General features: G+C 67.0%; 19 protein-coding genes. 11 read left to right on the top strand and 8 right to left on the bottom strand.

Features of this window, described 5'->3' with window-relative positions:
- From PMI14_RS12590 to PMI14_RS12605, 4 genes are all read right to left on the bottom strand, one after another.
- The coding region (locus tag PMI14_RS12590) for a GntR family transcriptional regulator (protein WP_007854867.1) at nucleotides 1–406 on the bottom strand (406 nt) is incomplete at its 3' end.
- Between the two features lie 87 nt (nucleotides 407–493).
- Nucleotides 494–1,054 (bottom strand): pseudouridine synthase, encoded by a 561-nt coding sequence (locus tag PMI14_RS12595; RefSeq protein WP_007854869.1) that lies wholly within the window; start codon nucleotides 1,052–1,054, stop codon nucleotides 494–496.
- A gap of 17 nt (nucleotides 1,055–1,071) precedes the next feature.
- Entirely contained in the window at nucleotides 1,072–1,299 is a 228-nt protein-coding gene (locus PMI14_RS12600; protein ID WP_007854870.1) for a hypothetical protein, read from the bottom strand.
- Nucleotides 1,300–1,310: 11 nt separating this feature from the next.
- Nucleotides 1,311–2,237 (bottom strand): peptidoglycan DD-metalloendopeptidase family protein, encoded by a 927-nt coding sequence (locus PMI14_RS12605; RefSeq protein ID WP_052024386.1) that lies wholly within the window; start codon nucleotides 2,235–2,237, stop codon nucleotides 1,311–1,313.
- 127 nt (nucleotides 2,238–2,364) lie between these two features.
- Between PMI14_RS12605 and PMI14_RS12610 the strand changes: the two genes are divergently transcribed.
- The 3 genes from PMI14_RS12610 to PMI14_RS12620 all read left to right on the top strand — a co-directional run bounded on the left by PMI14_RS12610 (nucleotide 2,365) and on the right by PMI14_RS12620 (nucleotide 6,062).
- Entirely contained in the window at nucleotides 2,365–3,648 is a 1,284-nt protein-coding gene (locus tag PMI14_RS12610) for a phosphatidylserine/phosphatidylglycerophosphate/cardiolipin synthase family protein (RefSeq protein WP_007854875.1), read from the top strand.
- A 102-nt stretch (nucleotides 3,649–3,750) separates the two neighbouring features.
- On the top strand, nucleotides 3,751–4,851 hold the full coding sequence (locus PMI14_RS12615) for a hypothetical protein (protein WP_007854876.1): 1,101 nt from the start codon (nucleotides 3,751–3,753) through the stop codon (nucleotides 4,849–4,851).
- A gap of 80 nt (nucleotides 4,852–4,931) precedes the next feature.
- On the top strand, nucleotides 4,932–6,062 hold the full coding sequence (locus tag PMI14_RS12620; protein ID WP_007854877.1) for a hypothetical protein: 1,131 nt from the start codon (nucleotides 4,932–4,934) through the stop codon (nucleotides 6,060–6,062).
- A gap of 44 nt (nucleotides 6,063–6,106) precedes the next feature.
- Here the strand turns inward: PMI14_RS12620 and PMI14_RS12625 are convergent, their stop codons facing one another.
- Nucleotides 6,107–6,361: a hypothetical protein gene (locus tag PMI14_RS12625; protein WP_007854878.1), complete on the bottom strand. Its 255-nt coding sequence runs from the start codon at nucleotides 6,359–6,361 to the stop codon at nucleotides 6,107–6,109.
- A gap of 229 nt (nucleotides 6,362–6,590) precedes the next feature.
- Here PMI14_RS12625 and PMI14_RS12630 point away from each other — a divergent pair, with 229 nt between their 5' ends.
- On the top strand, nucleotides 6,591–7,370 hold the full coding sequence (locus PMI14_RS12630) for a transporter substrate-binding domain-containing protein (protein WP_007854879.1): 780 nt from the start codon (nucleotides 6,591–6,593) through the stop codon (nucleotides 7,368–7,370).
- A 45-nt stretch (nucleotides 7,371–7,415) separates the two neighbouring features.
- On the opposite strand, the gene PMI14_RS12635 is transcribed toward PMI14_RS12630, so the two are convergent.
- From PMI14_RS12635 to PMI14_RS12645, 3 genes are all read right to left on the bottom strand, one after another.
- Nucleotides 7,416–7,736 carry a DUF2322 family protein gene (locus tag PMI14_RS12635; protein ID WP_007854880.1) on the bottom strand — a complete coding sequence of 107 codons (321 nt, stop codon included), beginning with the start codon at nucleotides 7,734–7,736 and terminating at the stop codon, nucleotides 7,416–7,418.
- A gap of 79 nt (nucleotides 7,737–7,815) precedes the next feature.
- A complete protein-coding gene (locus PMI14_RS12640) occupies nucleotides 7,816–8,238 on the bottom strand; it encodes a nuclear transport factor 2 family protein (RefSeq protein WP_007854881.1) in 423 nt (140 codons plus the stop codon).
- A gap of 182 nt (nucleotides 8,239–8,420) precedes the next feature.
- Nucleotides 8,421–10,244 carry a glutamine--tRNA ligase/YqeY domain fusion protein gene (locus tag PMI14_RS12645; RefSeq protein WP_007854882.1) on the bottom strand — a complete coding sequence of 608 codons (1,824 nt, stop codon included), beginning with the start codon at nucleotides 10,242–10,244 and terminating at the stop codon, nucleotides 8,421–8,423.
- Between the two features lie 332 nt (nucleotides 10,245–10,576).
- Between PMI14_RS12645 and PMI14_RS12650 the strand changes: the two genes are divergently transcribed.
- The 7 genes from PMI14_RS12650 to PMI14_RS12680 all read left to right on the top strand — a co-directional run bounded on the left by PMI14_RS12650 (nucleotide 10,577) and on the right by PMI14_RS12680 (nucleotide 17,316).
- On the top strand, nucleotides 10,577–10,924 hold the full coding sequence (locus PMI14_RS12650) for a hypothetical protein (protein WP_007854883.1): 348 nt from the start codon (nucleotides 10,577–10,579) through the stop codon (nucleotides 10,922–10,924).
- A gap of 194 nt (nucleotides 10,925–11,118) precedes the next feature.
- Entirely contained in the window at nucleotides 11,119–11,577 is a 459-nt protein-coding gene (gene aroQ / locus PMI14_RS12655; protein ID WP_007854884.1) for a type II 3-dehydroquinate dehydratase, read from the top strand.
- The gene (locus tag PMI14_RS12660) at nucleotides 11,577–12,500 is read left to right on the top strand and encodes an alpha/beta fold hydrolase (RefSeq protein ID WP_007854885.1); all 924 of its coding nucleotides are present in this window, start codon (nucleotides 11,577–11,579) and stop codon (nucleotides 12,498–12,500) included. Before aroQ ends, PMI14_RS12660 begins: the two co-directional genes overlap by 1 nt.
- A gap of 106 nt (nucleotides 12,501–12,606) precedes the next feature.
- The gene (gene arfB / locus PMI14_RS12665) at nucleotides 12,607–13,020 is read left to right on the top strand and encodes an alternative ribosome rescue aminoacyl-tRNA hydrolase ArfB (RefSeq protein ID WP_007854886.1); all 414 of its coding nucleotides are present in this window, start codon (nucleotides 12,607–12,609) and stop codon (nucleotides 13,018–13,020) included.
- A 175-nt stretch (nucleotides 13,021–13,195) separates the two neighbouring features.
- Nucleotides 13,196–13,978, top strand: a complete 783-nt coding sequence (locus PMI14_RS12670; RefSeq protein WP_007854887.1) for an IclR family transcriptional regulator — start codon at nucleotides 13,196–13,198, stop codon at nucleotides 13,976–13,978.
- Between the two features lie 190 nt (nucleotides 13,979–14,168).
- Nucleotides 14,169–15,137 (top strand): ThuA domain-containing protein, encoded by a 969-nt coding sequence (locus tag PMI14_RS12675; protein WP_007854889.1) that lies wholly within the window; start codon nucleotides 14,169–14,171, stop codon nucleotides 15,135–15,137.
- Nucleotides 15,138–15,168: 31 nt separating this feature from the next.
- Nucleotides 15,169–17,316: a PQQ-binding-like beta-propeller repeat protein gene (locus tag PMI14_RS12680; protein ID WP_007854901.1), complete on the top strand. Its 2,148-nt coding sequence runs from the start codon at nucleotides 15,169–15,171 to the stop codon at nucleotides 17,314–17,316.
- The last annotated feature ends 53 nt before the right edge of the window (nucleotides 17,317–17,369 follow it).

Consider the following 17,369-nt stretch of genomic DNA (forward strand, 5'->3'; position numbering starts at 1 on the left):
CCAGCCGCAGCACCGGCTCGCCCGGTGCCACGCCCAGGCCCCGCGCCACGGCCGTGGGGGCGGCCAGGCTCTGGCGCTGGATGATGCGCGACTGCGGCACCTCGTTGCTGCCCCCGCCAAAGCGGAAAAAGCGCAGCATGGAGCCGCCCGCGATGCCCTGGCGCACGAAGGTGCCCCTGCCATGGATGCGTTCGATCAGTCCCTGCTCCACCAGCAGCTCCAGCGCACGGCGCATGGTGCCCAGGGCCACCTGGTGCTCGGCGGCGAGAAGGCTTTCGGCCGGCAGCGCGCTGCCCGGCGGCCACTCGCCCGCCACCACGCGCACGCGCAGGGCATTGGCCAGCGCGGCATAGCGGCGCATGCCGGGAGAGCTGTCGACCAGGGCCAGGTGCGAAGGGGATTCCATGTCGAGAACTATAGTCCTCTATAGGACTTCAGAAATTCGGGTTTACCCTGGATATGGGTGCCCGGGCAGGTGGTGTCTTGCCGCGGCCTACAGCACGGCCTGTTCGGCCCAGGCACCGGGTGCCAGCCCGTCGAGCGTGTAGGGGCCGATGGCCGCGCGCACCAGCCGCAGCGTGGGCAGGCCCACGGCCGCCGTCATGCGCCGCACCTGGCGGTTGCGGCCCTCGCGGATGGCCAGCTCGATCCAGGCGGTGGGAATGGCCTTGCGCTCGCGGATGGGCGGTGTGCGCGCCCACACGGCAGGCGGCGGGTCGAGCAGGCGGGCGCGGGCTGGGCGGGTCGGGCCATCGTTGAGCTGCACACCGCTGCGCAGCTGCGCCAGGGCGTCTTCGCCAGGCAGGCCCTCCACCTGCACCCAGTAGATCTTCTCCATCTTGAAGCGCGGGTCGGCGATGCGGGCCTGCAGCGGGCCATCGCTGGTCAGCAGCAGCAGGCCCTCGCTGTCGGCGTCGAGCCGGCCGGCCACGTAGATGCCCGGCTGGTCGATGTAGTCCTTGAGCCCCTGCCACTTGCCTTCGGCCGTGAACTGGCTGAGCACGCCGTAGGGCTTGTTGAAGCGGACCAGGCGCGGTGGCGTGGCAAGAGGCATGGGGCGGCGTGGTCCTGTCAATCGCTGCTGCCGCCCGTGACGGCGCGCACCCCGGCAGCGCCCACGTCCACCGTGGCGCCTACGACCTTGGCGCCCACCTTCACCGTGGTGGCCGCCACGCTCACCGCTGCGTCGGCCACGGTGACTACGGCGCAGCCGGTGCAGCACAGGGCCAGGGCGGCTACCAGTGCCAGGCGCCCGGGCCTCGAGAACTGTTTTGGGGAACGCATTGTCTGCAGTGCCATGGCGGTGCTCCTCATGCAGCCGGTACGAACAGGGCCGGGTCCACCATGGTGCGGTTGAGCATCACGCCCCAGTGCAGGTGTGGCCCGGTCACGCGGCCGGTGGCGCCCACGGCACCCAGGTGCTGGCCGGTGGCCAGCACGTCGCCCACCTTCACGTCGATGGCGCTCAGGTGGCAGACCATGCTTAGCAGGCCCTGGCCATGGTCCAGCCACACCGTGCCGCCGTTGAAGAAGTACTCGCCCGTGTCGATCACGCGGGCCGGCAGAGGCGAGAGGATGGGCGTGCCTGTGGGCGCCGCGATGTCCATGCCGCTGTGCGGGTTGCGCGCCTGGCCGTTGAACACCCGGCGCAGCCCGAACGAGCTGGAGCGCCGCCCCGGCACCGGCACACGCATGCGCAGCGAATCGAGCGCCTGGCCCGCGGGCTGCTCGGTGAAGGTGGCCATCACCAGGGCCTGGTGGTCGCGCTCGCGCTCGTAGCGCGCCTGGTCCTCGGGCGACAGGTCCACCGTGCGGGGCGACACGGTGAGGTGCTGCTCCTTGTACTTCTTGGGCGCCACGGTGTAGGGCAACTGCCGCGCCGCGCTGCCGCCGGCTGCGGCCACGGTGGCATGGGCCGGACCTGGCACGGCCGCCAGCGGTATGCCCACCAGGGCGGTCCACCCTTGCGCGTCACCCACCACCAGCACGGGCACCTGCTCGTTCTTGGCGCCCTGCGTGTGCACCACGGGCCGGGCCGCTGCCGGCCCCAGCGGCAGGCGCGCCACGCCGCCGGGCACCAGCAGTGCCTGGGGCCACACCGTGGGGGCCGCAGGCGTGGCCTGCGCCTTGGCGTGCGCGCCGGGGGCATGCAGGGCCAGCAGGCTGCCGCCGCCAGCGAGCAAGGCGGTGCGCCGGTTGATGATCGACGGGGTATCGGCAGGGAGGAGTGGGCGCATGGAGGAGGGCACGGCGGTTCGGACCCGCAGCGAATCGCGGGCGAGGAAAAAACAGGCGCCATTGTGCCGCGTCATCTGGGGCATTCGGCCTACATGGGGCCCCTGGGGGCTCTTCAACAATCGCGCCATGCCCAAACCCGGTCGCACCGTGCGCATCGCGCTCCTCACCTTCGTGGCCACGGCCGCCCTCGTGCTTTTTGCACTCAATTTCACTGCCGGCGAGAAAAAGATCCAGCACCAGTTGCCGCGCCTGTACAGCAGCGCCAGCCCGCAGTTCGAGCGCGCCATGGGCAGCCTGCTGGGCCCGGGCATCCTGCCGGGCAACGAGGTGAAGGAGCTGATCAACGGCGACCAGATTTTTCCGCCCATGCTCGCGGCCATTCGCTCGGCGCGAAAGAGTGTGACCTTCGAGACCTACATCTACTGGTCGGGCGACATCGGCAAGCAGTTCGCCGACGCCCTGGCCGAGCGCGCCCGCGCCGGCGTGCCGGTGCACGTGCTGCTCGACTGGGTCGGCAGCGCCAAGATGGAGGAAAGCTACCTCACCGAGATGAAGGAAGCCGGCGTGCTGGTCGAAAAATTCCACAAGCCCCACTGGTACAACCTGGCGCGCATGAACAACCGCACCCACCGCAAGCTGCTGGTGGTGGACGGGCAGGTGGGCTTCACCGGCGGCGTGGGCATCGCGCCGGAGTGGACGGGCAATGCCCAGGACCCCGACCACTGGCGCGACTCGCACTACCAGGTGCGCGGGCCGGCGGTGGCGCAGATGCAGGCCACCTTCCTGGACAACTGGCTCAAGGTCACGGGCAAGGTGGTGCACGGGGACGCGTATTTTCCGGCGATTGCACCCCAGGGCACGCAGCGCGCGCAGATGTTCTCGAGTTCGCCGTCGAGCGGCAGCGAGAGCATGCAGCTCATGTACCACATGGCGATCACCGCGGCCGAGCGCAGCCTGGACCTGTCGGTGGCCTACTTCGTGCCCGACGACCTCACGCGCCAGCTCATGCTCGATGCGTTGAAGCGCGGTGTGCGCATCCGCCTCATCACGCCCGGCCCACACACCGACACCGAGACCGTCAAGGCGGCCTCGCGCGCCACCTGGGGCCCGCTGCTGGAGGCGGGGGCCGAGATCCACGAATACCAGCCGAGCATGTACCACTGCAAGGTGATGATCGTGGACCAGCGCATGGTGTCGGTGGGCTCCACCAATTTCGACAACCGGTCCTTTCGCCTCAACGACGAGGCCAACCTCAATGTCTACGACACGGTGTTCGCCGAACGCCAGACGCGGGTGTTCGAGGACGATCTGAATCAGTCAAAGCGCGTGACGCTGGAGGACTGGCAGAACCGGCCGCTCAAGGAACGATTGTCCGAGCGTGTGGCAGCGTTGCTGGAGTCGCAGTTGTAGGCATACACAGCTCGTTACGTCGCCGGCGGCTGCGGACCACGGCGGGGGCCGTTGTGCGTCCCTAAAATCCCACCGTCATTCAACGAGAGGGAGAGGAGTTCCATGGCACAGCGGCGCGGCATTCTGGCGGGTGTATCGGCATGGCTGGCGGCCATGTTCGCGGGCGCTCCGGCAACGGCAGGGGCCGCGGCGCAGGGCGCCACGGCGGGCCGGGCCGGCATCCACCCGTGGCTCCAGGCGGGCGACAGCGTGGAGGCCGACGTGGGGGCCGATGGCAAGGTGGTCGCCAGGCTCGAACACCGGGCCGTGGTGGAGGGGCTGACCAAGCCGCCCGCGCTGGTGATCCCGCTGCCCTTGGGCCTCCAGCGGGTGCGGCTGCGGGGCAAGGCGACGATCCAGGGTGCGGCGGCGTCGTTCGACCAGACCTGGAAGGTGCGGGACCTTGCTCCCTACTCGGCCCCTTTGTACGACCAGAGCAAGCCCTTGGTGGAGCGCATCCGCGGTCTGGCGGCCAGGCTGGAGGGGGCATTCACCATCCAGCCCGGCGATGGTGGCGCCAGGAAGAAGCCCGCCAAGGCCGCGTTCGCCGATCTGGAGAAAAGCCTGGGGGCGGTGCTCCCTGCACCGGTGAAGGCGCTGGGGGATTGGCAGATCAAGGTGGACCATTCCAGCTTTGTGCCGGCCGCCGACATGCGCAGCGTCACGGCCATGCTGCTGGCCGAGTGGGGGTACACGCCCACGGGGAAGCTGGGGCTCGACACGATGCTCTCGCCCGCCGTGCGTGCCCGCTACGACCGCAGCGTGGGCGTGTTCCTGGAGGTTGGCGACGGCCTGGGCACCCTGGCGTGGGACCCTGCGGGCGTCACCGCTGGCGAGCCCCCCAACACTGCGAACGACAAGGGCAACCCCGGCGCACGGCAAGGTCCTGCGGGCGAAGGGGTGTGGTACTGGGTGCACCAGGAACACATCGATGAGCCCGTGCTGCTGTTGGACGATGACTACCGTCCCAGGACCGCCGAAGCGGCGTTGACCCATGTCTTCCAGCGCTTCGTTCTGTCGGCCGGGGAAACTGCGGAGACCGATGATGAACTCGTGCTGGACACGGCCAACCCCCGCGCCAACCTGCTGCAATTGAGCTTCGACGGGCCGCGCAAGCCCCGCCTGCGGCTGCGCAGCTACGACCACCACTACAGCATGTATTGAATGAAGGGCAGCAGCGGCGCGCGGGCGTTCCTGCCATCGCGACTTCAGCAGCCACTTGGGGATTTGGGGAGATGGATTCGATGGCACAGCAACAACAAGGGGCGCAGCCCCAGCGGCGGCGCATTCTGGCGGGCCTGTCGGCCTGGGCGGGTGCTGCCATGGCGGGCACGTTGAGCGGGCAATCCCTGACTGCGGACGCCTCGCCTTCGGGCGCGGCAGGCAGGGCCGGCATCCATCCTTCCATGGAGCCGGGCGACCGCGTGGCGGCCGAGGTGCTCATCGACGGCAAGGCGGTGGGCAAGCTCGACCACCAGGCCATGGTGGACGGGATCGCCCGATCCCCGGCGCTGGTGTTCCCGCTGCCCGTGGGCCTCAAGCGTGTGCGATTGCGGGGCAAGGCCACGCTGGAGGGAAAATCCGGCAGCTTCGACACCACCTGGAAGGTGCGCGACCTGGCGCCCATCCTGGGGCCGCTGTACGACCAGGGCAGGCCCTGGATCGAGCGCGTGCGCGGCGTGGCGGCCAAGGCGGAGTTCATCACCGTCACGCCGGGTGATGGCGGTGCCAGGAAGAAGCCCGCCAAGGCGGCCTTTGCCGATCTGGAAAAAAGCCTGGGCGTGCCCTTGCCCCCGCTCGTGAAGGTGCTGGGTGACTGGCAGATCCAGCTTGGCGACTCCGGCTTCCAGTCCGCGGCCGACATGGCCAAGGTCACCGACATGCTGCTGCGCGCGTGGGATTACCAGCGCACGGGCCCTGGCGGCCTGGACAAGATCCTGCCGCGTGCCGTGCAGGCCCGCTACGACCGCAGTGTGAGCATCTACATCGAAGTGGGCGACGGGCTGGGCGCGCTCGCCTGGGACCCTGCGGGCGTCACCCCGGGCGAGATGCCCAACAGCTGGTACAGCAAGGGCCAATCCGGCGCCCGGCCCGGCCCGGCGGGCGAGGGGGTGTGGTTCTGGATGCACCAGGAGCAACTGCACAAGCCCGTGCTGCTGCTGGACGAGGAGCACCGCCCCCGGAGCACCGAATCCGTGCTGAATGCGGTGTTCCAGAGCTTTGTGTTCCTGGCACCGTCGGAATCGGAGACGGACGATGAGCTCGTGGTGGACACGGCCAACCCGCGCCTCAACCTGTTGCAACTGGGCTTCGACACCACTGGCCAGCCGGATCTCTCGCTGCGCAGCTACGACTACCAGTACGGGCTGTATTGAGGGGGCGCTGCGGTGCGTGCCACCGCACGGCCGCTCGGCAGGTCTCAGTGCTTCACAAATTCGTAGGTGACGGCTTCGCTGTCCACCATGTCCAGCACTTCGTGCAGCGCATCTTCGTCCTCGGTGCTGCTCCACAGCTCTTCGGGGTCGGTGGCGAACAGCGGTTCGATGGCGATGTCCATGAACCGGCCATCGGGCAGGCTCAGCACGGGCGTGCCTTCGGAGGTTTCGACCAGCTCCCAGTCTTCGGGGACGGACATTTCGACTTCGATGGTGACTTTGAGCTTCTTGTGGGCCATGGAATTTTTCCTGTTGGGTTGGGATGGTGGATGCGGGCAGGGTAACCGCATTCGGCCTGGTCTGCGGTGACATCGCGTACCGGTGCTGCATCCCCGGCGGGGCACGGCGTGCTGGCAGGGCAGGTGCCTGCTGTATCCTTTTGTTGCGAACCGCCCGCGCAGACGCTGCGTTCGCATGCAGCCCCGTCCCTTTGTCTTTCTTCTCCCCCTACCTTCGGAGTGCCCTGAAATGATCGCCAAGAAAGTCCTCGCCCTGGCCGCCGCCGTGGTTGCCACCCTGTCTCTGAGCCAGGCCGCCCAAGCCGGCCCGCGCCTGGACAAGATCATGGAGACCAAGGTGCTGCGCGTGGGCACACCGGGCGACTACCGGCCGTTTGCCATCAAGACCGACGCCGGCCTGTCGGGCCATGACATCGACGTGATCGAGGCCATGGCCAAGGAGCTGGGCGTGAAGATCGAGTACGTGCAGACCTCCTGGCCCAAGCTGATGGCCGACCTGCAGGCCGACCAGTTCGACATTGCCGTGGGCGGCATCACGCGCAATGTGGCGCGCATCCGCCTGATCGAGATGCTGCCGGGCTACGCGCCCTTCGGCAAGGTGGCCCTGGTGCGCTCGGCCGAAAAGGCCAAGTACAACACCGTGGACGACCTGAACAAGCCCAATGTGCGCGTGATCAAGAACCCCGGCGGTACCAACGAGACTTTCGTGCTGCAGAACCTCAAGACCGCGCAGGTCAGCACGCACGAGAAGAACGCCGAAATCCCGGGCCTGATCGCCGAGGGCAAGGGCGATGTGATGATCACCGAGACCTACGAGGCCCTGGTGTACAGCAAGGCCGACCCGCGCCTTCACGCCGCCTTCATCGACGCACCGCTCACGCCCAAGAGCTACCTGGGCTTCATGCTGCCCAAGGACGATGCGGACTACACGCGCGTGATGAACTTCGTGTGGGGCCAGATCGACAGCCGGGGCATCCTCAAGGGCGCTTCAGACAAATGGCTGAAGTAATCAGCTAGTTTCACCGGGCTGGCGTGGGCCCGGTGAATCCTGCCATCAAGCCTGAGCGATGGCCTTGGCGCGGTAGCTCTCGCTGCCTTCGGCCCAGCCCAGCAGGCGGTCGATATTGGGATGCTTGCCCGGGAAGGCCTTGGCATCGGCCACGTGCTCGGCATACCACTCGAGGCCCAGGGCGGCCGCCTTGGGTGTGATGCTGCCGCTATAGAGCGCGGCCAGGGCGGAATACACCACCAGCGAGCCGGTCTGGCCGGGCTTGTTCTCGATGGTGGCGATCACCTGGCCATCGGCGCCCAGCAGTTGCAGGGACGCGAGGTGCGAGGCGGAGGGCAGTTGCTGGAGGCGGGCGGCGAAATTCATGTGGGGAATCGGTCCGGGTTGACGGTGGAAAACCGCCGATCTTAGAGCCCCTGCGCGCGCCGCAACTCCACTCCTGCGATCAGTGCTTGGTCGGAAGCTTCATCGAATCATCGACCGGCGTCTCGGTGTGCATCACGCACTGCCAGCGCCCGTCGGCCTGGATCCAGGTCGAGCTGTCGTGCATCACCTGTTCGGTCGTCTTGGCCTTGTCGTCGCGCGGCGCCACGCCCTGCTTCACGCGGTAGGTCAGGATGCCCATGGCGTCAGTCGGAAATTCCACCTGCATGTCGCTGAACTCGAAGGCGGTGACCACCATCGGGCCTTCCTGGGCCATTTTGCCGTACATGGCGCGGTCGAACTTGAGCGCACCGTGGCTGCTGACCATCATCGCGGGCTCGGCCAGCAGGTCGGTGGCGGCGCCGACGTTCTCGTCGACCATGGCTTGCCAGAATTGGGTTTCCAGATCGATGAGGGTCTGGCGAGGGGCGGTTGTCGTGGGCATGGGACCTCCGTTGTTTCACGAACAAGGGTCCATGGTGCGCCGTGGCGGCCTCTGCCGGCATCGGCTGGAGGCGACGGGGCGGGTAGGGGTTGGCTGACAGCAGCGAACGCCAATCCTGTCCGTCACAAGCCCCATGAAGCACAAAGGCGCCCAGGGCGCCTTTGTCGATGTGAAGAGCCTGCTTACTTGCCCCAGGAGTCCTTCAACCCCACCGCCAGGTTGAACACCGGCTTGCCCGGCTGGTGGTCCACCCGGTCGGCGACGAAATAGCCGTGGCGCTCGAACTGGAACTTGTCGTCCTTGTGGGCGTGGCCCAGCGAGGGTTCCACGATGGCCGCCACGGTCTTCAGGCTGTTCGGGTTCAGGCCTTCGATGAAGTCCTTGCCGCCCGCGTCGGGCTGGGCTTCGAGGAACAGGCGGTCGTAGATGCGCACTTCGGCTGGCACGCCGTCGGCCACGCCCACCCAGGTGATGGCGGCCTTGACCTTGACGCTGTCGGCGCCGGGGGTGCCGCTCTTGGTGTCGGGCACCACGGTGGCCAGCACCTCGGTGATCTTGCCGTCGGCATCCTTGGTGCAGCCGGTGCACTCGATGACGTAGCCGCCCTTGAGGCGCACCTTGTTACCCGGGAACAGGCGCTTGTAGCCCTTGGTCGGCACTTCCTCGAAGTCCTCGCGCTCGATCCAGACCTCTTTGCCGATGGTGAAGTGGCGCTCGGGGCTCTCCACGCCTTCGGGCGGGTGGGGCAGCGAGGGCAGGGTGCAAGGCTCCAGGTGGCCTGCGCCCATGACCTCGTCCCAGTTGGTGAGCACCAGCTTGACGGGGTTGAGCACGGCCATGCCGCGGAAGGCCTTGAGCTCCAGGTCTTCGCGCAGGCAGCCTTCGAGGGTGCTGTAGTCGATCCAGCTGTCGCTCTTGGTCACGCCGATGCGCTCGGCAAACACCTGCAGCGATTCGGGCGTGTAGCCGCGGCGGCGCAGGCCGACGATGGTGGGCATGCGCGGGTCGTCCCAGCCGCTGACCTTGTGGTCGTACACCAGCTGGGCGAGCTTGCGCTTGCTGGTGATCACGTAGGTGAGGTTCAGGCGCGAGAACTCGTACTGGCGCGGGGGCGGGTTGCCCAGCAGTCCACCTTCGGTGAGGCGCTCCAGCAGCCAGTCGTAGAAGGGGCGCTGGTCTTCGAACTCCAGCGTGCACAGGCTGTGGGTGATCTGCTCGAGCGCGTCCTCGATGGGGTGGGCGTACGTGTACATCGGGTAGATGCACCAGGTATCGCCGGTGTTGTGGTGGGTTGCGCGGCGGATGCGGTAGATGGCCGGGTCGCGCATGTTGATGTTGGGGCTGGCCATGTCGATCTTGGCGCGCAGCACCATGGAGCCGTCTTCGTGCTCGCCGTTGCGCATTTCGTGAAAGCGCTTCAAGTTCTCGGCCGGCGTGCGGCTGCGGAACGGGCTGTCCACCCCGGGCTTGCCGAAGTCGCCGCGGTTGGCGCGCATCTGCTCCACGGTCTGCTCGTCCACGTAGGCGTGGCCGGCCTCGACCAGGTACTCGGCCGCGCGGTACATGAAGTCGAAGTAGTCACTCGCCTGGTAGGGCGCGGCGTCGGCGCTGCCGTTCCAGTCGAAGCCCAGCCATTTCACGGCATCGATGATGCTGTTGACGTACTCGGTGTCTTCCTTTTCAGGATTGGTGTCGTCGAAACGCAGGTGGCACACGCCGCCGTAGTCGCGCGCCAGGCCGAAGTTGATGCAGATGCTCTTGGCGTGGCCGATGTGCAGGTAGCCATTGGGCTCGGGCGGGAAGCGCGTGCGGATCCTGGCCGGGTCGGGCTGGCCCTTGGCGTGGTGGGCGGCGTCGCCCGGCGTGCCACCCCATTGGCGGCTGGCGTAGGTGCCCTTGTCCAGGTCGTTTTCGATGATCTGGCGCAGGAAATTGCTCGTCTTTGCGGTCTCAAGGGCCGCTTCGGGTACTGCGGCAGGGGTATTTGCTGGGGTGGACGTGGTCATTGGCCCATTTTAGGGGGAGGCCGGGCCGTCTGCTGCAGTGCAGCGCGGCCAGGGGTGCCTGGGGGCTTACTGCAGGCGGCAACCAGGCCGTTGAGCCCCCGGTTTGTAACGCCAAAGGTTCTCCGAAAACGGCCTGTGAACGCATGTAACAGCCCACAGAACCCGTGCTGGTGCGTGTTGGCGTGAACTATTGCGCAGGAGTGCGCACTCACGTGTACGTAAAGAAACAATAAAGATGGTGTTTCGTGCCATCCTTTCGGACATCTGGTGCGTTGAGTACCAGTGAGGCGAATCCCAACCAAGGGGGCCGCCTCCACTACCAGGAGATTTACATGACGAAAACCCGTTCTATCCAGTCCATGGCCGCCGCCGCTGGTGTGGCCCTGGCGCTCTTCGCAGCTGCCGGCTCCGCCCAGGCCCGCAGCGATGTCAATTGGTCGATAGGCCTGAGTTCGCCAGGTGTGGTGGTGGGCGTGGGCAACGGCTACCCGGTGTACTCGGCCCCGGCGCCTGTCTACTACGCGCCGCGCCCGGTGTACTCGGCACCAGCGCCGGTGTACTACGCACCGCCCCCACCGGTGTACTACGCACCGCCCCCGCCCGTGTACTACTACCGCGGTGGTGGCCACGGCCATCGCCACCACGGTCATGGCCACGGCCATGGCCGCTGGGACCGCTGATCTGCTGCGCCTGGCTTGCCCGTGAGGGCGGCCAAGCCTCTTACCACCCCTTGCGGGGTGGCGCGAGGCCCTGTGCGACGGTGGCGGGCACCGCATAATCCGGCGTTGGCAGGAAGCGTTTTTGGCGCTTCCACCACGGCTTGCCTGGCAAATGATCGGCAGGCCCATCCCAACGCCCGGAGAGTTGCTGCACCATGTCGTCTGCCCAGAAGAAAACCGTTTTTGTCCTGAATGGCCCCAACCTGAACCTGCTGGGCACGCGCGAACCCGCCGTGTACGGCGCGCACACCCTGGCCGATGTCGAGCAGATGTGCGCCGAGGCCTGCGAGCGACATGGTTTTGCGCTGCGCTTTCACCAGAGCAACCACGAAGGCGCCCTGGTGGACTGGATCCACGAGGCCGGCCGCTTGCACGCCGCCGGTGAACTGGCCGGCGTGGTGATCAATGCCGGCGCCTACACGCACACCAGCGTGGCCCTGCATGACGCCACCAAGGGCACGGCCATCACGCTGATCGAGCTGCACATCAGCAATGTGCACGCCCGCGAGGCCTTCCGCCACCACTCCTACATCGCCGCAGCGGCCAAGGCCGTGATGTGCGGCTTTGGCGTGCGCGGCTACGCGCTGGCCATCGACGGCCTGGCGGGCATGTGATGGCCGCTGGGGACGACGACGAGGACCTGAGCCCCGCAGCCCCTGCGCGCGAGGTCGCCCGCCTGCCGTCCCCCGAGATCGACCGCCTGCGCGCCCTGGCGCAGCGCCACACCACCCCCTGCGGCAGTGGCGACACCGTCTGGCACAGCTGGGGCGAGGCTTCTGAGAGCCTGCCTCCGCTGGTGCTGCTGCACGGCGGCAGTGGCAGCTGGACGCACTGGGTGCGCAACATCGAACCCCTCGTGGCCGCCGGCCGCCAGGTCTGGATACCCGACCTGCCGGGCTTTGGCGACTCGGCCACCCCGCCCACGGGCGGCGATGCCGATGCGCTGGTCGAGCCCATGGCCGACGGTCTGCGCGCCCTGTTCGGGCCGCGGCCGGTGGACCTGGTGGGTTTTTCCTTTGGCGGCATGACGGCGGGGCTCACGCTGGCGGCCCACCCCGAGCTGGCGCGCCAGCTGGTGGTGGTGGGTGCCCCGGCCATGGGCGTGGTGCCCGAGCGGCCCGTGCGCCTGAAGGGCTGGCGCCACCTGCCGCCCGCCGAGCAGCTCGGCATGCACCGCTACAACCTGGCCGCGCTGATGCTGTACGACCCGGCCCTGGTCGAGGGCCTGGCGCTCGAAGTGCATGTGGGCAATGTGGTGCGCGACCGCATGACGCGCCGCCGCCTGGCGCGCACCGACATCCTCGCCCGCTCGCTGGCCCAGGTGGGCTGCCCGGTGCACGCCATCTATGGCGAAGCCGACGCGCTGTACCAGGGCTGGATCGGCCAACTGGAGGGGGCGTACGCCGCTGCCGCGCCTGATTTTCGCGGCATGGCCCTGGTGGCCGATGCCGGCCACTGGGTGCAGTTCGAGCGGCCCGAGGCCTTTTTGCAGGCCCTGCTGGCGGCACTGGCCGATGGTGCGGTGGGCAGGGGCTGAGATGGCTGACGACACGCTTCCCCTCGTCCCACCCAAAGCGCCACTGCCCGCCGCCACGCCCGAGGCTGCGCCGCGCCCACCCCGCCCGCCGCAGGAGGCCCCGCGCGTGAACGGCCAGGTCGCCGTGCTGCAGGTGGACGAGCGTGAGGTCGAGATCAGCGCCATGCGCGCCCAGGGCGCGGGCGGGCAGAACGTCAACAAGGTATCGAGCGCCGTACACCTGCGCTTCGACATCGCCGCGTCTTCGTTGTCCGAAGGGGTGAAGGAGCGTCTGCTGGCCCTGCGCGATTCGCGCATCACGCAAGACGGCGTGGTCGTCATCAAGGCCCAGCAGTACCGCAGCCAGGAGCAGAACCGCAGCGATGCCATCGAGCGGCTGAACGCCCTGGTCAACACCGTGGCCGCGCCGCCGCGCGTGCGGCGGGCGACCAAGCCGACGTATGGGTCCAAGCAGCGGCGGCTGGAGGGGAAGAGCCAGCGGAGTGAGACGAAGGCGTTGCGGGGGCGGGTGGTGGATTGAGCGGCGCGACCCGGCGCCTGGCACGAACCAGACCGTTTTGCCCCAACTCGGGGACGTTGCGCGGGCAGGTGGGCGCTACGCCATGGATCATCTGAAAAAAATTCCGCACGGAATCTGATTCGGGAGATTGCTACAGTCCTGCTGTGCCGGGATGTTGAACCGGTGGAGTGGTGCAATGAGCGGAGCAGTAGAGCGCAGCCTGAAGGTTCTCGAGTACCTGGCCGAACATCCTGAAGGAAGCGCGGTATCGGCGCTTGCCGGCCGGTTGGAGCTCCCCTTGTCTGCAGCCCACCGTCTACTGGCCGACCTGATCCGCTACGGTTATGTGGCGCAGGACCCCCATGATGGCCACTACCGGCTCACCACCAAGATGGTGTCGATCGGGCTCGCCTACCTGAGCCGAACGGGAGTCGTCGATCTGGCGCAGCCGCTGCTCGACCAACTGGCGAGCGTTTCCGGGGAGCTGGTGCGCCTTGCTGTCGTGGATGGAGAAGAACTCATCTTCGTCGCCAAGGCGCAGGGTGCCCGCCGCGGTTTGCGGTATGACCCCGACATGGGCCTGTCGGTCACGCTGGCATGCAGTGCCGCGGGCCATGCCTGGCTGTCCACGTTGCCGAAAGACGATGCGCTGTCCCTGGTGGCGCGAAAAGGCCTGTGGGATCCCCGTGCCTTTGGCCCGAATGCACCAACTTCCATTGCAGCCGTGATGGACTATGTGAATGCAGCCCGTGACAAAGGCTACAGCACGATTGTCGAGGTCTTTTCCCCTGGCATGACGGCCATGGCTGCGCCGGTGTTTGGCGCCGACGGGGTTGCGGTCGGAGTGGTCACTATCGCCGGACCCATGGTGCGACTGACCGAGCAGCGCATGGCAAAGCTGGGCCCCGACATCCTGTCGACTGCGGCAGAGGTTTCACGGGCCAGTAGCGCTTCCGCGCTGTTTCGCAAGCGCCACTGAAAAGGATTGGCCATGCACTTGACCTTGTCCCCCTGGACCGGAGGTGCTCTCTAGCCCTTTGAAAAGTGTTCTCAAGTGTAAAAAGGAAAGAGTTTCCATATTGGAAAATGTTTCCATTGTGTTTAGTATGCGTTGGCGGACGGGGGGAGACCTTCGTTCCGACAAACGCAGAACCACACAGGAGACAACTTTGAACACTTCGGCACGCGCCCTGCATCTGGCAGGCATGCTTTCAGCGATCTTGATGGGATTGGCGGGTTGTGGCGGCGGCGACTCCGACCCGCAAACGGTGGTGGCCCCCAGCATCGACCCGTACTACAACGTGTGCCGTGGGGTCGATCCGGCCTGCTACAACGATTGGGGTGCCTTCGCCAACTCCCCCAACCGGGTGCTGATCTATTCGCGCACGGCGGGGCCGCGCCACGCGAACCTGGGTACCCCGATGGCGGCCGGCCTCAATCCGGCGATGAATGCGGACAACGTCATGCAGGCGGGCCTCAAGCGGATGTTCGAGGAAGCGGGTATTGCCGCAGACTGGACGGAAGACGTCACGGTGATCGCCAACCGCATCAACAACTACAAGGCGGTGGTGTTCGCCAGCTCCAACCGCGATACGCTGTGGAACGAAGCCGTCACCACCAGCAACGATGCCGCCCGCACCGCGCTGCGCAACTACATGCGGCGCGGTGGCGGCTTCGTGGGCTTGCACAATGCGTTCGGGGCCGAATACAACTGGCCGTACTACGAGGGCTTGCTGGGCAACGCCAACTTCTACAACCATGCCCCCAACCGCAATGGTGACGTGCAGATCCTGGCGGACGATCCTTCCACCCAGGGTGTGCCGGCACGGTTCGCGTTCCAGGACGAGTGGTACAACCTCACGCCATTTCCGACGAACGTGAAGTTCCTCGCGAAGGTGGACACCGCCACCCTCGATCCGCTGACCGCCAGCCCGCATCCGGGCCACAAGGACTTCCACCCCGTCGCCTGGTGCCAATACTACGACGGCGGCCGGGCCTGGCTCACCACGCTGGGCCATAACACGCACTCGTTCCAGGCCAACTCCGAAGGACCGGGCGCCCAGGCGTTTCAAAAGCTCGTCGTCCAGGGCGTGAAGTCCGTCATGGGACTTACTCCGTTCTGCACCGCGACCAAGTAGCCCGCCGGGTTCCATCTGCAAGGAGACATCGATGCACAAGAAACTCACCACGGCTGTGTCGCTCACGGCAGTGGCATTGGCCACGGCCGCCTTCCTGCACGGGTGCGGGGGAAGCAATGGCGGCCCTGCAAACGCTGCTGGCGCAGCGGTAGACCTGCAGAACTGCTGTACTGCGGGAGACAAGGACTTCCCGAAGGTCGGCGGCAACCTGGGCAACCAGAACTACTCGGCGCTGGCGCAGATCGGCAAGCAGAACGTCGCCAATCTGGGGGGCGCATGGACCAACCGGATCGAAGGGGGGCTGAACACCGGAACCAACCAGAGCACCACGGTGGTGGTCGATGGCGTGATCTACATTGAATCGGCGCTGGGCAATGTGATTGCCGTGGACGGCAAGACAGGCGCGACCAAGTGGAAATGGACCACGCCGTACGGCGTGATCACCCGCCGCGGCGTGGCCGTGGCCAAGGACCTTGGCCTGGTCTACACCGTCGCCAACGGCAACCGCCTGGTGGCGCTGAACAAGGACACGGGCGCGGTTGCCTGGATCAAGCAGTACCCGACCGACGCCACCGACCCGAACTACCTGGGGGCCGTGCAAAAGGTGGCCATCGTGTACCACAACCGCCGGTTGCACGTGGGCACCAACGACGGCAACCGCGGGGCGGCTTTTGCCGCCGATGCCACGAACGGCAATGTGCTGAACTACTTCTGGGGCATACCACGCCAGGGAGAGCGTGGCTATGAAACCTGGGGCGGTGCGGAAGAGGCCAAGCGGACCGGGGCCACGCCATGGATCCACCCCGCCGTGGACCCCGAACTCAACCTGGTGTACTGGACCTTCGGCAACGTGCGCGGCGGTTCGTCGCAGGACGGCTCGGAGCGGCCTGGGCAGAACCTTTTTTCCAACTCGATCGTCGCTCTGGAGCTGACCACCGGCGCCTACAAGTGGCACTTCCAGTCGGTCCATCACGACATCTGGGACATGGACAACGTGATGTCCCCCGTACTGGCGGATGTGCAGATCGAAGGGCGCGAGCGCAAGGTGGTGATCTACGGAAGCAAGACCGGGATGTACTACATCCTGGACCGCAAGGATGGCAGTGCGCCGCTGGGAATCGAAGAGCGGCCCGTGAAGCAGGACGCGCGCCAGGCCACCTGGCCGACGCAGCCGTATCCCAAGCAGGGTGGCTTCACCGAGTTGTGCGTGGTGCAGCAACCCCTGGGCACGGAGGTGCCCGGCGATCCCAACCGTGCGGTGCCCAACTACCAGACCGGCTGCCTCTTCGATCCGCACTGGGACATACCGATCCTGTCCATGCCGGGCCACGGCGGCGGCGCCAACTGGAACCACCAGTCGTTCAGCCGCTCCACGGGACTGGTCTACACGGGCATGGGGTACGTAGGTGCCGCGCATTCGCTCAGCGAATCCAGCAATGGCCTGCGGCCACCCGGCTCGTACGTGACCGGTGCGGTGGTGGCCGTCGACCCGAGCACCAACCTGGTCCGCTGGAAAAAACAGATGCCGTACTCGCTGGCACACGGCAACGGAATCCTGACCACGGCCTCCAACCTGCTGTTCATCGGTCAGCCGGACGGAAACCTGCTGGCGATGGAGGCCGAGAACGGACGGGAGCTGTGGCGCTTCCAGACCGGCGCGTCGATCAGCGCCAGCCCGGTCACCTACCAGATCGACGGCGAGCAGTATGTTGCCGTGTATGCCGGCGGCACGTCCATCCCGTACAGCGATGCGCCGCGGGGCGACCACCTCTGGGCCTTCAAGGTGGGCGGCACCGTCGCACCGGCGCCCGCGCCCATTCCGCCACAGGTACGCCGCCCTGTGTCCGGTAACCCTGTGGAGGGTGCCGCTTTGCCAACGCCCAATACCGTCATCCTGGGCCGCATCCCCACGGCGACCAATGCTCCGGGGGCGGTGGAGTCCGGCGCGGTGAACGCGGTGACGCCAACCTGGATGCGCGTGCCCGCCAACACGACGGTGACGTTCACCAACCCGGCCGACAACACCGGCGTGCACTGCGCAACGCAGTTCTTCGAAGGGCGCTTCAACTTTCGCCTGGCCCCCGGTCAGTCGGCCCAGCATACGTTCGACAAGCCCGGTGAGTACTTCTACAACGACTGCTACAGTCCGCGCTCCACGGGCAAGGTGGTGGTCTACTGAGGCGAATTCCCATTCACCAGCCCGCCAACTGACGGGGACACTCCAACGCATCC

The sequence above is a fragment of the Acidovorax sp. CF316 genome, from assembly GCF_000276605.1.
In the GTDB taxonomy this organism is placed as follows: domain Bacteria; phylum Pseudomonadota; class Gammaproteobacteria; order Burkholderiales; family Burkholderiaceae_C; genus Acidovorax.

Excerpts from the sequence above, each read along its gene's own strand:
- PMI14_RS12595 (WP_007854869.1), bottom strand. The coding sequence starts at position 1,054 with ATGCCTCTTGCCACGCCACCGCGCCTGGTCCGCTTCAACAAGCCCTAC.
- PMI14_RS12600 (WP_007854870.1), bottom strand. The coding sequence starts at position 1,299 with ATGGCACTGCAGACAATGCGTTCCCCAAAACAGTTCTCGAGGCCCGGG.
- PMI14_RS12605 (WP_052024386.1), bottom strand. The coding sequence starts at position 2,237 with ATGCGCCCACTCCTCCCTGCCGATACCCCGTCGATCATCAACCGGCGC.
- PMI14_RS12610 (WP_007854875.1), top strand. The coding sequence starts at position 2,365 with ATGCCCAAACCCGGTCGCACCGTGCGCATCGCGCTCCTCACCTTCGTG.
- PMI14_RS12615 (WP_007854876.1), top strand. The coding sequence starts at position 3,751 with ATGGCACAGCGGCGCGGCATTCTGGCGGGTGTATCGGCATGGCTGGCG.
- PMI14_RS12620 (WP_007854877.1), top strand. The coding sequence starts at position 4,932 with ATGGCACAGCAACAACAAGGGGCGCAGCCCCAGCGGCGGCGCATTCTG.
- PMI14_RS12625 (WP_007854878.1), bottom strand. The coding sequence starts at position 6,361 with ATGGCCCACAAGAAGCTCAAAGTCACCATCGAAGTCGAAATGTCCGTC.
- PMI14_RS12630 (WP_007854879.1), top strand. The coding sequence starts at position 6,591 with ATGATCGCCAAGAAAGTCCTCGCCCTGGCCGCCGCCGTGGTTGCCACC.
- PMI14_RS12635 (WP_007854880.1), bottom strand. The coding sequence starts at position 7,736 with ATGAATTTCGCCGCCCGCCTCCAGCAACTGCCCTCCGCCTCGCACCTC.
- PMI14_RS12640 (WP_007854881.1), bottom strand. The coding sequence starts at position 8,238 with ATGCCCACGACAACCGCCCCTCGCCAGACCCTCATCGATCTGGAAACC.
- PMI14_RS12645 (WP_007854882.1), bottom strand. The coding sequence starts at position 10,244 with ATGACCACGTCCACCCCAGCAAATACCCCTGCCGCAGTACCCGAAGCG.
- PMI14_RS12650 (WP_007854883.1), top strand. The coding sequence starts at position 10,577 with ATGACGAAAACCCGTTCTATCCAGTCCATGGCCGCCGCCGCTGGTGTG.
- aroQ (WP_007854884.1), top strand. The coding sequence starts at position 11,119 with ATGTCGTCTGCCCAGAAGAAAACCGTTTTTGTCCTGAATGGCCCCAAC.
- PMI14_RS12660 (WP_007854885.1), top strand. The coding sequence starts at position 11,577 with ATGGCCGCTGGGGACGACGACGAGGACCTGAGCCCCGCAGCCCCTGCG.
- PMI14_RS12670 (WP_007854887.1), top strand. The coding sequence starts at position 13,196 with ATGAGCGGAGCAGTAGAGCGCAGCCTGAAGGTTCTCGAGTACCTGGCC.
- PMI14_RS12680 (WP_007854901.1), top strand. The coding sequence starts at position 15,169 with ATGCACAAGAAACTCACCACGGCTGTGTCGCTCACGGCAGTGGCATTG.